The organism is Streptomyces sp., assembly GCF_019510245.1.
Lineage (GTDB): Bacteria > Actinomycetota > Actinomycetes > Streptomycetales > Streptomycetaceae > Streptomyces.
The window spans coordinates 135837-149951 of sequence record NZ_JAEKKT010000117.1; the positions used below are offsets into that span (position 1 = coordinate 135837).

The 14115-nt window shown below is 71.8% G+C and carries 14 protein-coding genes; 6 read left to right on the forward strand and 8 right to left on the reverse strand.

The window, feature by feature from the left end:
• Positions 1-2 precede the first annotated feature (2 nt).
• On the forward strand, positions 3-308 hold the full coding sequence (locus JF597_RS09080) for a DUF4235 domain-containing protein (protein WP_293991528.1): 306 nt from the start codon (positions 3-5) through the stop codon (positions 306-308).
• A gap of 6 nt (positions 309-314) precedes the next feature.
• Here JF597_RS09080 and JF597_RS09085 read toward each other — a convergent pair whose 3' ends face one another.
• Together JF597_RS09085 and JF597_RS09090 are read right to left on the reverse strand one after the other, a co-directional pair.
• A complete protein-coding gene (locus JF597_RS09085; protein WP_293991531.1) occupies positions 315-707 on the reverse strand; it encodes a VOC family protein in 393 nt (130 codons plus the stop codon).
• Positions 708-797: 90 nt separating this feature from the next.
• Positions 798-1514, reverse strand: a complete 717-nt coding sequence (locus JF597_RS09090) for a TetR/AcrR family transcriptional regulator (RefSeq protein WP_293991533.1) — start codon at positions 1512-1514, stop codon at positions 798-800.
• A gap of 128 nt (positions 1515-1642) precedes the next feature.
• Between JF597_RS09090 and JF597_RS09095 the strand changes: the two genes are divergently transcribed.
• The 3 genes from JF597_RS09095 (at position 1643) to JF597_RS09105 (ending at position 7138) form a co-directional block, all read left to right on the forward strand.
• Positions 1643-3136, forward strand: coding sequence for an APC family permease (locus JF597_RS09095; protein ID WP_293991535.1), 1494 nt, complete (start codon positions 1643-1645; stop codon positions 3134-3136).
• Positions 3137-3148: 12 nt separating this feature from the next.
• Complete coding sequence (locus tag JF597_RS09100; RefSeq protein ID WP_293991538.1) at positions 3149-4789, forward strand: amidohydrolase; 1641 nt, start codon at positions 3149-3151, stop codon at positions 4787-4789.
• Between the two features lie 618 nt (positions 4790-5407).
• Entirely contained in the window at positions 5408-7138 is a 1731-nt protein-coding gene (locus tag JF597_RS09105; protein WP_293991540.1) for a hypothetical protein, read from the forward strand.
• Between the two features lie 59 nt (positions 7139-7197).
• On the opposite strand, the gene JF597_RS09110 is transcribed toward JF597_RS09105, so the two are convergent.
• From JF597_RS09110 to JF597_RS09130, 5 genes are read right to left on the reverse strand one after another with little or no spacing between them, the layout of a single operon-like run.
• The gene (locus JF597_RS09110; RefSeq protein WP_293991542.1) at positions 7198-8448 is read right to left on the reverse strand and encodes a cytochrome P450; all 1251 of its coding nucleotides are present in this window, start codon (positions 8446-8448) and stop codon (positions 7198-7200) included.
• Complete coding sequence (locus JF597_RS09115; RefSeq protein WP_293991544.1) at positions 8445-9050, reverse strand: ATP/GTP-binding protein; 606 nt, start codon at positions 9048-9050, stop codon at positions 8445-8447. Before JF597_RS09115 ends, JF597_RS09110 begins: the two co-directional genes overlap by 4 nt.
• Positions 9031-9402, reverse strand: coding sequence for a DUF742 domain-containing protein (locus tag JF597_RS09120; RefSeq protein ID WP_089103419.1), 372 nt, complete (start codon positions 9400-9402; stop codon positions 9031-9033). The genes JF597_RS09115 and JF597_RS09120 overlap by 20 nt, the downstream gene beginning before the upstream one ends.
• Complete coding sequence (locus JF597_RS09125; RefSeq protein ID WP_046733906.1) at positions 9399-9809, reverse strand: roadblock/LC7 domain-containing protein; 411 nt, start codon at positions 9807-9809, stop codon at positions 9399-9401. Before JF597_RS09125 ends, JF597_RS09120 begins: the two co-directional genes overlap by 4 nt.
• A 5-nt stretch (positions 9810-9814) precedes the next feature.
• Entirely contained in the window at positions 9815-11635 is a 1821-nt protein-coding gene (locus JF597_RS09130) for an ATP-binding protein (RefSeq protein WP_293991554.1), read from the reverse strand.
• Positions 11636-11985: 350 nt separating this feature from the next.
• Here JF597_RS09130 and JF597_RS09135 point away from each other — a divergent pair, with 350 nt between their 5' ends.
• Positions 11986-12348, forward strand: a complete 363-nt coding sequence (locus JF597_RS09135) for a DUF1304 domain-containing protein (protein ID WP_293991557.1) — start codon at positions 11986-11988, stop codon at positions 12346-12348.
• Positions 12345-12911, forward strand: a complete 567-nt coding sequence (locus JF597_RS09140; protein WP_293991559.1) for a TetR family transcriptional regulator — start codon at positions 12345-12347, stop codon at positions 12909-12911. Before JF597_RS09135 ends, JF597_RS09140 begins: the two co-directional genes overlap by 4 nt.
• A 4-nt stretch (positions 12912-12915) precedes the next feature.
• Here the strand turns inward: JF597_RS09140 and JF597_RS09145 are convergent, their stop codons facing one another.
• Complete coding sequence (locus JF597_RS09145) at positions 12916-13764, reverse strand: hypothetical protein (protein ID WP_293991562.1); 849 nt, start codon at positions 13762-13764, stop codon at positions 12916-12918.
• Positions 13765-14115 lie beyond the last annotated feature (351 nt).

Here is a 14115-nt window from a genome sequence, read left to right on the forward strand (position 1 = left end):
GCATGGCCAAGAGCAGGAAGAAGCTGAAGCTCCCCCTCGTCTACGCACCCCTCGGTTACGTGCTGAGCTGGGCCGGCGGGGCGCTGGGCGCACTCGCCTTCCGCCGCACCTGGAAGGCGCTGCGCGGCGAGGAGGACGCGCCGGACGCCCTGGACCGGGACCGCGGCTGGGGCGAGGTGCTGCTGGCCGCGGCGGTCCAGGGCGCGGTCTTCGCGGTGGTGCGCAGCGCCGTGGACCGGACCGGTGCGAGGGCCATAGAGCGCTCCACCGGGGTGTGGCCGACGGCCGGCAAGGGTGGCCGGGACTGAGCGGTCTCAGCCCTGCTTAGGTGCCGGGGTCGGCATCAGGCGCAGGGTGAAGGAGTGTCCGGCCGGGTCGGCGTACCCGCGTTCCTCGTACGGCCCGGCCGGGTCCTTCGTCTCGATCGGCCGTCCGCCGAGGCCGACCACCCGGCGCTCGGCTGCGTCGAGGTCCTCGACCAGGAAGTCGAGATGGGCCTGGAGCGAGTTCTCGGGCCTCGGCCAGCTCGGCGGGGTCGCGTTGACGTCGCGCCGGAAGGCGATCCGGAAGCCGCCGGTGGCCCGGATCTCGATCAGGTTGGCCGAGGCCTCGCCGTCCTCGGCGTCCAGGAACTCCCGGTAGAACTGGGCGAGTTTCTCGGGTTCTGCGCAGTCGAGCACCACGACGGCCGCGGTCACCAGTGCCATGCTTCCTCCCTCGGCAGGTTCTCCCGGCACACGTCTGTCCCGGATCAGCGGATTCAGTCGCCCACCAGCCGCTCCCGGCGCCCAGTTGCTTCAGCCGCTTCCCGGCGCCAGTCGGTCCAGCCGGGCCTCGGCCGCCGTCAGCAGCAGGTCGAGGGCGGCCGGATAGGAGCTGCCCCGCATCGAGGCCACGAGATGGCCGGCGGTTGCCGCGATGTTCGGGTGGGTGGCGGCGGGCAGCCGGGCGTAGGTCGCCCGCCAGACGTCCGCCTCGGCGTCCCGGGCGGGCCTGGGCAGGGCGGTGTTGGCGGAGTCGAGGGCGCTGTAGGCGAGGGCCTGGTCGACGAAGGCGTGGTACACGCGGACCGCCTCGGCGTCCGGGAAACCGGCGTCGCGGAGTATCCCGAGAATGGTCTCGACGGCCTGGATCTCGTACGTCCGCCCCGTCACCCGGTGGGCGCTGAGCACCGCCGCCCGGGGGTGGGCGAGGGCGCCGGCGTGCATCCGCAGGCCGAGGTCGCGCAGATCGGCGCGCCAGTCGCCGGTGGGCCGCCAGACACGCAGGGTACGGCCGATCAGCTCGTCGGCGATGGCGAGCATCAGGTCGTCGGTGTGCCGGAAGTAGCGGTAGAGGGAGCTGGGGTCGGCGCCCAGGGCGCGGCCGAGCCGGCGCACGGACAGGGCGTCGGCGCCGTGCTCCTCGATCAGCCGCAGCGCGGTCTCCACGATCAGGGCCTCGGAGAGGACCACGCCCTGTTTGGTGGGGCGCCGGCGCTGCCGGGCGGCGGCCGGGACGACACGTTCACTCAACGGACCTCCTCATGACGTGCCGGCACCTTATGACAACACCGTTGACCTGTGAAGGGCACCGGCAGTTTCATGTCCCGTCACCGGGGCCGACCAGTCCGGCCCCCAGGTGCGAGCGGAGTGTGCCGGCCATGACCGACCAGCCCTACACGGCGGACCCCCCTGAGTTGCGCAGATCCCTCGGCGTCCTCGACGGCGTCGCGGTCGCCGCGTCCAGCACCGCGGCCACCACCAGCATCGGCATCGGCCTGGGGGTGACGGCCGGGGTGGTCGGGCTGCATCTGCCGGCCATCATGCTGCTGGCGTTCCTGCCGGTCCTCGGGATCGCGGGCGCCTACTCCCGGCTGAACCGGGTGGAGCCGAACGCGGGCAACGGCTACGTGTGGGTGGGCCGTTCACTCAATCCCTGGCTCGGCTTCCTGGTCGGCTGGGTGAACATCGTGGCGACGGTGGCCTTCCTCGCCTACACCACGGCGGTCACGGGATCCGCGATGCTGCAACTGGCGGGAGAGGCCGGAGTGCACCGGATCGGCTCGCTCGCGCTCGACCCCGGCTCGACGGCGCAGACCACGGCCCTCGGGATAGTGGTCCTGGTCGCCGTCACCCTCACCGCCGTGACCGGCATCCGTACCGCCGCCCGCCTGCAGACCGGGCTGCTGGTCTTCGAGTACGCGGTCCTGCTCGGGTTCTGCGGCTACGGCATCGTCGCCGGGCCACATCCCTTCAGCCTGAGCTGGTTCGACCCGTTCGCGATCCCGTCGGCCACCGCGCTCGCCCAGGGCCTGCTCCTGTCGGTGTTCTGCTACTGGGGTTTCGAGGCCGCGTTCAGCGTCAACGAGGAGGTCCGCGACCCCCGGGACGCCTCCCGGGCCGGGCTGATCACCTTGGTGACCATGCTGGGACTGTTCCTGCTCGGCTCGGTGGCCTTCCAGCGGGTGCTGTCGGAGCAGGAGCTGGCCGGGCACGGGGCCGAGGGTCTGGCGTTCTTCGGCGACCGGCTGGCCGCGCAGCCCTGGGCCGCGCTGCCGCTGGTGGCGCTGATGTTCTCGGCGGTGGCCTCGCTGCAGGCCGGGGTGATCCCAACGGCGCGGGGCATGTTCGCGATGAGCCGGGACCGTACCCTCGGGCCGCTGTGGTCCAGGGTCAGTGGCCGGTACGGGACCCCGGCGGCCGGCACCCTGCTGATCGGCGTGCTGGCTGCGGCCGTCGCCGGACTCGCGCTGGTGATCCCGCGGCTCGCCGACATGATCATGGCGACGGTGAACGCCGTCGGCATCGTGGTCGCCCTGTCCTACGCGCTCACCGCGCTGGCCGCCGCCGCGCGCTTCCGCTCCCTGCTGCGCGAGGACTGGCGGCAGGGGGTGGCGGCCGTGGTGCTTCCGGCGCTGAGCGCCCTCGCCCTGCTGGGTCTCGGCGGCTACCTCGGCTGGTCCTTCTACACCTCCGCAGACCACTTCGAGGTCAGCGCGGACAACGGGTGGTTCCTGCTGGCCACCCCGCTGGCGATGATCGTGTCCGGGTTCGTCGCGGCCGGCTGGGCGAAGTACGTGCGCCGCTCGCCGTACTTCCGCACCGGCCGGGGCACCGACGCCGACGCGCCCCAGCTGCTCACGACCTCCAACTGAGGAACAGGAAACATGCACGCAGATCTGCTCTTCACCGGTGGCCGCGTCCTCACCGACGAGGGCCCCACGGCCACCGCCACCGCCGTCGCCGTCACCGGTGAGCGCATCACCGCCGTCGGGTCCCCTGGGGAGCTGCGGGAGCTCGCCGGGCCGCGCACCGAGGTGGTCGACCTCGCCGGGCGGCTGCTGCTGCCCGGGTTCCAGGACGCGCACGTCCATCCGGTCCCGGCGGGCCTCGAACTGACCCAGTGCGACCTGTCCGGGCTGCGGACCGCGGCGGAGACCGTCGCCGCCGTACGCGCCTACGCCGACGCGCATCCGGAGCGGGCGTGGATCCTGGGCGGCGGCTGGTCCATGGAGGCGTTCGAGGGCGGCACACCGACGAAGGAGCTGCTGGACGCCGTCGTACCGGACCGGCCGGTGTACCTGCCCAACCGGGACCATCACGGTGCGTGGGTCAACAGCCGGGCGCTGGAGCTGGCCGGGATCGGCCGCGACACGCCCGACCCGGCCGACGGGCGGATCGAGCGGGACGCCTCCGGCGTGCCGAGCGGCACGCTCCAGGAGGGCGCGATGCAGCTGGTCGGCCGGCTCGCCCCGCCGGCCGGCCCGGCGGACCGGCTGGCGGCGCTGCTGCACGCGCAGCGTCATCTGCACGCGCTGGGCATCACGGCCTGGCAGGACGCGCTGATCGGGGACTTCCTCGGCATGGACGATCCGTCGTCGGCGTATCTGACCGCGGCCCGGGACGGTTCGCTGACCGCGCGGGTGGTCGGGGCGCTGTGGTGGGACCGGGAGCGCGGTGCCGAGCAGATCCCCGAACTCGTCGAGAAGCGAGCCGCGTTGAGCCACGGCAGGTTCCGGGCCGGCACGGTGAAGCTGATGCTGGACGGGGTCGCGGAGAACGGCACGGCGGCGCTGCTCGACCCCTACCTGGACAAGTGCGGCTGCACGACGGGCAATCGGGGGAAGAGCTTCATCGATCCCAGGCACCTCCCGCAGTATGTGACCGAGTTGGATGCCCTCGGTTTCCAGTGCCACTTCCACGCGCTCGGCGACCGGGCCGTACGGGACGCCCTGGACGCGGTGGAGGCGGCACGGGCCGCCAACGGGATGAGCGACACGCGGCCCCACCTGGCGCATCTTCAGGTCGTGCACCCCGCCGACGTACCGCGCTTCGCCCGGCTCGGCGCCACCGCGAACATCCAGGCGCTGTGGGCCGCCCACGAGCCCCAGATGGACGAGCTGACCATCCCCTTCCTGGGCCCGGAACGGGCCGGGTGGCAGTACCCGTTCGGGTCGCTGCTGCGCTCCGGGGCGCGGCTCGCGGGCGGCAGCGACTGGCCGGTGAGCAGCCCCGACCCGCTCCAGGGCATCCATGTGGCGGTGAACCGGGTCGAACCGGGCGGCGACGCGCCGGTCTTCCTGCCGGAGGAACGGCTGGGACTCGCGGCCGCGCTGCGGGCGTACACGGCCGGTTCGGCGTACGTGAACCACCTCGACGGCACCGGGCGGGTGGCCGTCGGCGCGCTCGCGGATCTGGTGGTCCTGGACCGCGACCCGTTCGCCGGGCCCCCCGAGCGCATCGCGGACGCACGCGTCGCGCACACATACGTCGGGGGCGCGCGAGTGTACTCGGCTCAGGAGGCATGAGCAGTAACACACGTCACGGCCAGGTCACGCGTAGATCATTTACGCTCTGGGCAGCCTCGTAGCGCTTCACGGCTCAACTTTCGAGCCACGAAGGCCAGTTCGAGTGCACGGGTGGCCGACAGGCCACCCGCTCGCAGGGACGGGGGGCTCTGCGCACTGTCGCCCGAAAGGAACCACATGCCTCAGGACGTCACCTTCGACCTGCCCTTCGACTCCCCCGTCAGTGAGCATCCGGAGTCCGCGCGCCCGTCATCCGCGCCGGATCCGGGACATGGACCTGAGGCGCGGCCACAGCAGCACAGCTGAGGCCGCGCCCCAGGTCCTCGTCGTGCCGCGAGAAAGTCACGACGAGGACGGGCCGTCCATGGAAGCCCGGCGGCGCCGAGGACGCGTCCGCCGTGGGCCGGCGCGCTCCGCCGGACGACCCCGCCCCGCTCCCCGGCCGCCGACGCAGAGCCCGCCCCTCTCGGCCGTTCACGGCAGGAGCCGGATCCGGTCGCTCGCGTCCGGCCGTCCGGCGAGGCCCTCGCGGAAGAGGCCGGCCGTTCGCAGACACGACCTCCGGCGACCGTAGCCGACCGATTGCGTTGTCATGACCACAACTTGAAGGAGATCACTGTGAACACCCGAGGCGTTGGTGCTGTTCCGAAGGCGTCCGCCGACAGCCTGCTCCCGGCTCAGCCCGGCGCCCAGTTCCGGCCCACGGAGGCGGGGGACGCCCTGGCCGGCATCTTCCTGCAGCGCACGAACGGGAGCACGGACGAATACCGGAACTTCCAGAACGCCGCCCGGCAGCGGCTGGACGCGCTGGGATCCCGCCGTTCCGGCACCACACTGCATCTGGCGGGAGCCCTTCACCAGGCGCCGCCCGAGTTCCTCCCACCCGACGCGGAGGGCCATGCCAGGTTGAGGCACCTCGACACCAGCCTGCGCATGATCGAGGCGGCCTTCCCCGAGGTCCGCACCGACGCCGAGATCTGCCGACTGACCTGCGCGATGCTGGAAGGGGCCTGGCGGAGCCGGGCACTGGCCCCGCCGCGTGCGGAGGAGCAGCCCACCGTCTGCACCTGCCCGCTGTGCCGTCGGCTGCCCGCACCCCCCGCCCGCACGCCGGACGACTACCGCTGGCGGCACAGCGCCGGCCGTCCCCTCGCCGTCAAGACCTGGCCGTACCGCCGGGAGCTCGACAGCGTCCTGACCGGTGGCTGGTCCTGGACCCGCCAGATGAACGACCTGGAGCGCGATCTCGGCCACCGCCACCGCTTCGAGGACGACATCCTCGTCTTCCACGAGTACAAGCGCGTGATCGAGACCATCGACACCACGCGCCTCACCCAGCACGTGGAGGACCGCCTGGCCGAGAGCTTCAGCACCAACAGCGCACGGGCCCTGGTCTCCGGGCTCTTCGCGGCCCACAAGCGGTCCGTCGACGAGTACTGGCTCCGACAGCACGACGCGGGCAGCGTCACGCTCCCCCAGACCAACCCACTGGGCCACGGCTCCTACTCGGTCCTGCAGATGCTGGACTGCCTGTTCTGGCACGTCGCACCCGACACCGAACTGTGGCAGGAGGAGAACCTCGCCTCCCTGCTGCTGTGCCGCGTCATCGACGACATGGCCGACGTCCGGGCCGACGCCCTCACCGGCGAGATCAGCAACTTCTGGCTCGCCGAGATGCCCACCCACACCAAGGCTTTCTACGCCGCCTGTGCGATAGCCCTCGTCAAGTACGGCTGCACGCCCGAGGCGCATCGCCCGATGTGGAACACCTGGCTGCTGACCACCACCGTCGTCTGGATGGGGCTCACGGGACGGCACGCCCTGTGGTTCGACGGCATCACCGAGGGTCTGCCTCCGGCCGAGGGCTGCGCGCTGTGCGACCTGCAGCCCAACGCGTGCACCGGCATCCTCACCCACGGCACGACCCTCACCATCGCCCCGCGTCCCACCGTACCGGCACTGAGCCCGCGGACCGCCGAGCTGTCCGCACGCTGCCGGGCCCGGCACCCCGTGGCGTGGCCCCTCTTCGACGCCGAGCTCCATGCCTTCGAGGCGGTGCACGGCCCTTGGCACGGCGACACCGACAACGCCTGGGAGATCCTGCGCCGCACCTACGTCGCCGCCGTGGAGGCATCCAGCGCCGCAGCGTCCCCGGACCGCGCTCGTCAGGTCCAGCAGGACGCCGGTGCGGTGGGATCAGAAAGGTTTCACGCCCTGCACGACCCGCTGACCGGACGGGAGGACACCACACTGCTCGCCTACATGTTCGGCTGCGCGCACCCGCATTTCCTCTGGAACGCCACGGGCTACCGTCCCACGGAGGTCGCGGGCGACTGGCTCGACGGCTGACACCCCGGCACGCCGTTGCCCGGTCGGGTCGACCCGACCGGGCAACGGCGTGCCCGGACCTACACCGCGAACTCGACCGGCAGGCTGTCCAGCACGGACATCCAGGTGGACGCGGTCGCGGTGAGCTCCTCCGGCGGCACGGCCAGGCGCAGCCCCGGCAGCCGGTGCAGCAGGACGTCCACCGCGATCTCGATGATGGACAGTCCGATGCTCTGCCCGGGACACTCGTGCGGGCCGGAGCTGAACGCCAGGTGCGCCCCGTTGCCCTGCACCGAGACGTCCGGGTCGGGCCGGACCTCGGGGTCGAGGTTGCCCGGGGCGAGGCCGAGGACGAGAAGGTCGCCCTCCTCGATGCGGTGGCCGCCCAGTTCGATGTCGCTGACGGCGAAGCGCCCCGGCAGGACGGACAGCGGCGGAGAGTTCCACATGACCTCCTCCACCAGCGCGGAGACGGTCAGCTGACCGCTGATCAGGTCGGTGAGCCGCGAGGTGTCGGTGAGGAGGAGCTGCAGCACCCGGGCCAGCAGATTGCTGGTCGTACTGTGCCCGGCCACCAGCACCAGACGCAGATGACTCACCATCTCGTCGTGGTCGAGGCCCGCGGGGTGATCCAGCAGGCCGGTGGTGAAGTCGGAGCCGGGCTCGACCCGCTTGCGCTCGACGAGTTCGCCGAGGATCTCCCTGATGATGCCGTCGTGCACGATCGCGTCCTCGCCGCCCTGGAACACCATGGCACTGGACTCGACCAGCCGGCGCCCCTCCGCCTCGGTGAGGCCGAGAATGCGGGTGAGGATCAGCATCGGCAGAAAGCCGGCGTAGTCCGCCACCAGATCGGCGTGGCCCTCGTCCGCGAAGGCGTCGATCTGCTTGTTGGCGAAGTGCGTGGCATGCCGCCGGATGCCGCGGCCGACGGCGGCCTGCAGCCCGTCGTTGACGGCACCACGAAGTCGGCGGTGCGCCTCGCCGTCCTGGGAGACGCAGTCCGGGCGCCAGGCGACCATCGGAACCAGCGGATGGTTCTCCGCGATCCGGCCCTCCCGCCAGTCCCGCCAGATCCGCGCGTCCCGGGCGAACTGACGGGGATTGTCGAGCACCCGTCGGCCGTCCCGGTAGCCCAGCACCAGCCAGGCGTTGATGTCGCCCTCCAGCAGCACCGGCGCGACGGAGCCGTGCTCCTTGCGCAGCCGCTCGTAGATGCCGAAGGGGTCGGTCGCCGCCTCGGGCCCGTACAGCCGCACCGTTTCGGCCGAACTGTGTGCCACCGGACAGCCGCGGGGGGCCTCGGGACGGTCGGGGCTCTGCTCGTTCATCGAGGCTCCAGTGCGACGGCGGAGCGTTCCTTCAAATGACGTATCAGGGCGATCAGTACGTCACGGCTGGAGGCCCGGTCACGGGCGTCACAGGCCACGATCGGGGTGTGCGGGGAGATGTCCAGGGCGTCCCGGATCTCCTCGACGGGGTGCTCCTTGCAGTCCGGGAAGACGTTCAGGGCGATGACGAACGGCACGTTCTGCCGCTCCATCTCCTCGATCGCCCGGAAGCTGGAGGCCAGCCGTCGTGTGTCCACCAGGACGATCGCACCGAGCGCACCCTTGAACAGTCCGTTCCACAGGAACCAGAACCGTTCCTGTCCGGGGGTGCCGAACAGGTACAGCATCAGGTTCTCGTTGATGCTGATCTTGCCGAAGTCGAGGCTGACCGTGGTCTCGGCCTTGTCCGCGACGCCGATGAGGTTGTCGACGCCGACGGTGGCCTGGGTGAGTGTCTCCTCGGTGGTGAGCGGCTTGATGTCGCTGACGGAGCGGACCATGGTGGTCTTCCCGGTGCCGAACCCCCCGGCGATCATCACCTTGACCGAGCGGGTCCCCCCGGCACCGGGGTCGCCGGGATGGTCAAAGCCTTTCAAGTCCACTGAGTACCTCCTGGAGGAGCGCGAGGTCAGGCCCGCGTCCGGCGTGGTGCGCCGGAATGGGATCACGGGCTTCAATACGGCCTGCGTCCAGCAGATCCGCCAACAGCACCGCGAGAATGTTGAAGGGCAACCCGAGATGGGCGGTGAGTTCGGCCACCGACAGCGGATCACGGCAGCGCCGGACTATCTCCTCGTACTCGTGCTGCATCCCCGGGACGGGAGCGGTGCGGGAGACGACGAGGGTGGCCACGTCGAGGCTCGACGCCGACCCGCCCGGTCCGCTGCGTCCCCCGGTGAGGACGTAGTAGCGCTCGAGACCGGACGGATCCGACGGTCGGCGGGGAGCACTCATCCAGAGTGCTCCTCCAGGCGCGGAGAGGTGCCGAGCAGCTCGCCCATCCGCCGGGAAAGATCCCTCATCTGATGGCCGAGCAGCCCCTGGTCGAGTCCCTCGCGGGCGAGGACGCCGAGATACGTCTCCACACCGGCCCGTACGACGAAGAGGTGACCGCCGTCGACCTCGATCATCGCCAGACGCAGCTGCCCCGCGTACTTGGGGAACTGCTCGGCGACCGGCTGGGCCAGGGCCTGGAGCCCGGCCACCACGGCCGCGAAGCGGTCCACGTCGTCGGGGTCCTCGGCACCAAAGGAGGTGATGGCCTTGCCGTCGCTGGAGGCCACGAGGGCGAATCGGATCTCCGGGATGCTCTCCACCAGATCGCGGAGCGCCCAGCTCACGTCGGTTCCCTGTTGCGTCATGTGGACTAGTCGCTCTCTTCAGTGCGGTGCTCGGCGGACTCGCGTCCGGCGGCGGTGTCATCGGCGCCGGCCGGGGTCGCGGGTGCCGCGTCGTCTTCGTCTCCGGTCAACTCGGCGTCGCTGTCCGCGGCTTCGTCCGCCGCGGGCGCACGGCCCGCGGTGGCGAAGGCGGCCAGGCCCGCGAAGGACTCCTCGGGCGGAACCGCCGGGAACGCGGTGCCCTCCGGGCGCGCGGCGCGCTCCTCGGGCTGCTCCTCGTCGCGGCGCCGGCTGCGCCGCCGGGGCAGTCCGCCCGGGGTGGTATCCAGGGCCTCGCCGGACTCCGGCTGAGTGACGGTCTCGACGGCGACCGGGCCGTGCGCCTGCACCGGGGACGCGGCGGCGGGGGCGGCCGTCGCGGCGGCCGGAGCGGCGGGGGCCGCGGGCAGCGGGCTGAAGAACTTGTGCGGGACCACGACGACCACCGAGGTACCGAGCCAGGGCGAGTCCGCGAAGGTGACCCGGATGCCGTAGCGGCGGGCGAGGATGCCGACCACCCGCAGGCCGATGTTGGCGTCCTCGGAGATGCCGCCGATACCGGGTCCGGCGTCGGTGCCCGCCAGGGAGTGCTCGGCCTCGCGCTTCTTCTCCTCGCTCAGGCCCTTGCCGGAGTCCTGGATCTCGATGCCGACGCCGTTCGGCACCTCCTTGCCGGAGACGACGACCGGCTCGGTGGGCGGCGAGTAGCGGGCCGCGTTGTCGAGCAGGTGGGAGAAGATCAGCGTGAGGTGGTCCACCAGACCGCCGTCGACGCCGAGTTCGGGCAGGTGCCGGACCTCGACGCGGTGGAAGTCCTTGATCCGGCCGATGCCGCCGCGCACGACGCTGAGCAGGCGCTGGGGTTCCTGCCACTGGCGGCCGGGGCGGTCCGAACCGCCCAGCACGCCGATGCTGGCGGCGAGCGAGTCGGCGGGGCCGAGCTCCTGGTCGAGCTCCATGAGACCGCGGGCCACGGCGGGCAGCCGGCCGTGCTCGCCCTGCATCTCGTGCAGCCGGCCGCGCAGCTTGCTGGTCAGGACGTGGATGCGGTTGCCGATGCTGATCACGGCCTGCTCGGCGGAGGTGGAGCGGTTGAACTCCTCCTCCACACCGATCAGCGAGGTCCGCAGGATGCGGCGCAGGTCGGCCTGGACGTCCTTGTCGACCTTGGCGCACTGGTCGGTGGCGGGCAGCAGGTCGTCGATGGCGTCGCCGTCGCGCAGCCGCTTGAGGGCCTCGGGCAGCTGCTCGTCGGCGAGCCGGGAGATCGCGGCCCGCTGGTGCGTGACCTGGTCCTGCCAGACCTCGGCCTGGTCGGCGAGCTGTGCCTCGGCGGACTTCAGCTGGTCGGCCAGCCGCTCCTCGTACGCCTGGGCCTGCTCGACCAGTTGGGCGTCGTAGTGGGCGGTCCGGTCGGCGAGCCGGGCCTCGAAGGCGGCCGTCTGCTCCGCGGCCTGGGCGTCGAACGCGGCCGCCTGCTCGTCGAGCCGGCCCTCCAGGGTGGCGCGCTCGGCGGAGAACTTGCGCTCCAGGCCGGCGACATGCTGCTGCCACTGCTGGGAGTGCTCGGCCTGCGAGCTGCGGAAGGACCCTTCGGCGCTGCGCAGTTGGCGCTGCGAGCGAATCAGCAGGCGCACGCACACCGAACTCGCGGCGGTGGCCGCGGCGCCGGCGACGGCCGCGGTTATTCGCTCCGAGCTCATGAACGTGGCGGCGACCGTCCCTCCTCCTAAGGCCAGCGGCATCAGCCACCAGCTGTACCAGGCGACAGGGGCCCGCGCCGCCGGCGGCGGAGTGGCGAGTTCCATCTGCATCCCTCGAAGCAACACGATCGAACAACAGCGAACAGGGGCGGTGTGCGAAGACCGCACTCACGAGTGCACACGGCGGGACGGACCCACCCTGGGGTGCGTCAACTCGCTGTGACGGAAGGGAGCTTATCGGGTTTGAACCCCAAAGGATCAACCTCGACGAGCACGAGGAAGTGAGGGTTCCGTCACGCTCCGCCAGTTGGCGGCAAATCAACACATACCCATTCCTGCCCGCGACTTCGGGACATGCACCCCCAATGACCCGCCCCAGGGCCCCACCAGGCTTCCTGGGCATCTGTCCAGCTACACTGGACACCTGTTCAAGAAATGGGGAGAGTCCGCCGATCATGGAAATCCTGGCGAACGTGCTGGTCGGGCTGGTCGCAGCGCTGCACGCGTACATCCTGGTGATGGAGATGTTCCTGTGGCAGAAGAGCCCCGGGATGCGCTTCCACGGCTTCGACGCCGACCTGGCCCGGCGGACCGCGCCGCTCGCCGCCAACCAGGGCCTCTACAACGGGTTCCTGGCGGCCGGCCTGGTGTGGGGGCTGGTGGCCGCCGACCCGACCGGCTTCCGGGCCCAGGTGTTCTTCCTGTCGTGCGTGGTCGTGGCGGGGGTGTACGGAGCGGTCACGGCCAACCGACGGATTCTGTTCGCGCAGGCGCTGCCGGGTGCGCTCGCCCTGGCCGCCGTCCTCGCCGCCCGATGACCGGCCGCCCGGCCGCGGAGGACCCGCGGGCCGCCCGCACCCGGGCGCGGCTGCGGGCGGCCCTCCTGGAGGAGTGCGCCGAGCGACCGCTCGCCGAGACCGCCGTGGCCGCGGTGGCGCGCCGGGCGGGGGTGGGCCGGGCCACGTTCTACGTCCACTACGACGGCCTGGAGGCGCTGGCGGTCGACGCCTGCGCGGACGTCGTACGGGAAGCGGTCGACGCGCTGCACGCCTGGCGCGGCCGGCCGGATCCGGTGCACGCGCCGCCGGCGCTGCGGGAGTTCTTCGCCGGGCTGGTCCCGCACGCGGCGCTGTACCGGGAGTTGCTCGCGCCGGGCGGCGGGGGTCCGCTGGGCCGGGTCCTCCACCGCGACCTGCGGGCGCGCAGCCTGGCCGAGCGGGAGCTGGTCGGCGCGGCCGACGCCCCGCTGGTGGCCTCGGCGGTGGCCGCCACCTTCGCCGGGGTGCTGGCCGACTGGCTGCACGGCATGCTGGAGGCGGGCGCCGACGACGTGGCGGACCAGGTCTGGCAGTTGCTGGTCGCCCTGCACATGAGCCGCTGACCGGTCAGTCGCAGGCGAACCCGCGCCGCTCCTTCGGCCAGGCCTCCACGCCGTGCGAGGTGCGGACGTAGGCCGTGTCGCCGTCCTCCGTCAGCCACAGCCGCCAGGCACGGAGGCGGTATCCGGTGTCGTGGGCGCCGGCAGGCATCGCGGTGTCAACGTCGTAGCGTCCGGCGAGTGCGGAGTCGTGGGCGAACACGCCGTGGGGATCGCGGACGTAGGTTCTGCCGCCGACCGTCAGGAAGTGCGCGGACTGCCAGCCGCAGTGCTCCGCGCCGGCAGAGCTGGTGATCTTCGAGACAGGTACGCGGCGGCCGTGGGCGTCGGTCCAGATCTCGGGCCACCCCGGCCCCGACGTCACGCTCGCCGGGAGCTCCGAGGGATCACAGGAGGCGCTGGTCTCCGGACCCCAACCGGGCCTGCCCCGCTGGTCCCTGGCGACCACGACGGCCACCTTCGTGCGCCCGCCGACGTCGTAGGAGTAGAGCACCCGGTCCGCCTCCCGACGCTCCACGCGGTAGCCGGCCCGCGGCACCTCCGGGTCGAACATGTCGAAGAAGAGCCGCAGACCGTCCTCGGGCGAGTCACCGCCGTCCCTGTCGCTCCAGCCGTCGGGCCCGGTGCCCCAGTAGATCTCCCCGTCGCACTCCAGCGCGCGGCCGGCCGCGCCCGAGGCGGTGCGCAGTGCCTGCGCGGTGCTCGCGTCGGCCTCCTTCGCGGGGATGTCCAGCGGCCCGCGGTACGGCGTCGCCGGCGGCGTCCCCCCGACCACGACGTCCGGTCCGCTCGCACCGTCGCACCCCAGCGCCGCGGCCGCCACCAGCACCGTCACCGCCGCCAGACCCCTGCGCATGCCCACCCCCGCCGCTCGCCACCGTTGCCGTCCTTCGACGGCGGAGCGGGCCGGAACGTTCACGCTCGCCAAGAGGTTGGGCTGGCACGATTCCACGGGCAATGGGAAATCGTGCCCTTCCCCAGTGGGCACACCCCAGTGAACTGGGTGACCATGAACGATTTGAACCCTCCCCCAACCGCAGAAGGGGGATTCCTGGCTCACGTAGCTTGACCGCTCAGCGAGTGGCCGAGTCTTACACGATCAGCACCAGCCGGGTTGGAACCAGCCCGGTTGACGTGAACATCAAAGAGCAGCACGCGCTTGGTTCTCGCAACGTGCTGAAGCCAAGTCTAACCGAAAGTAGCGGCA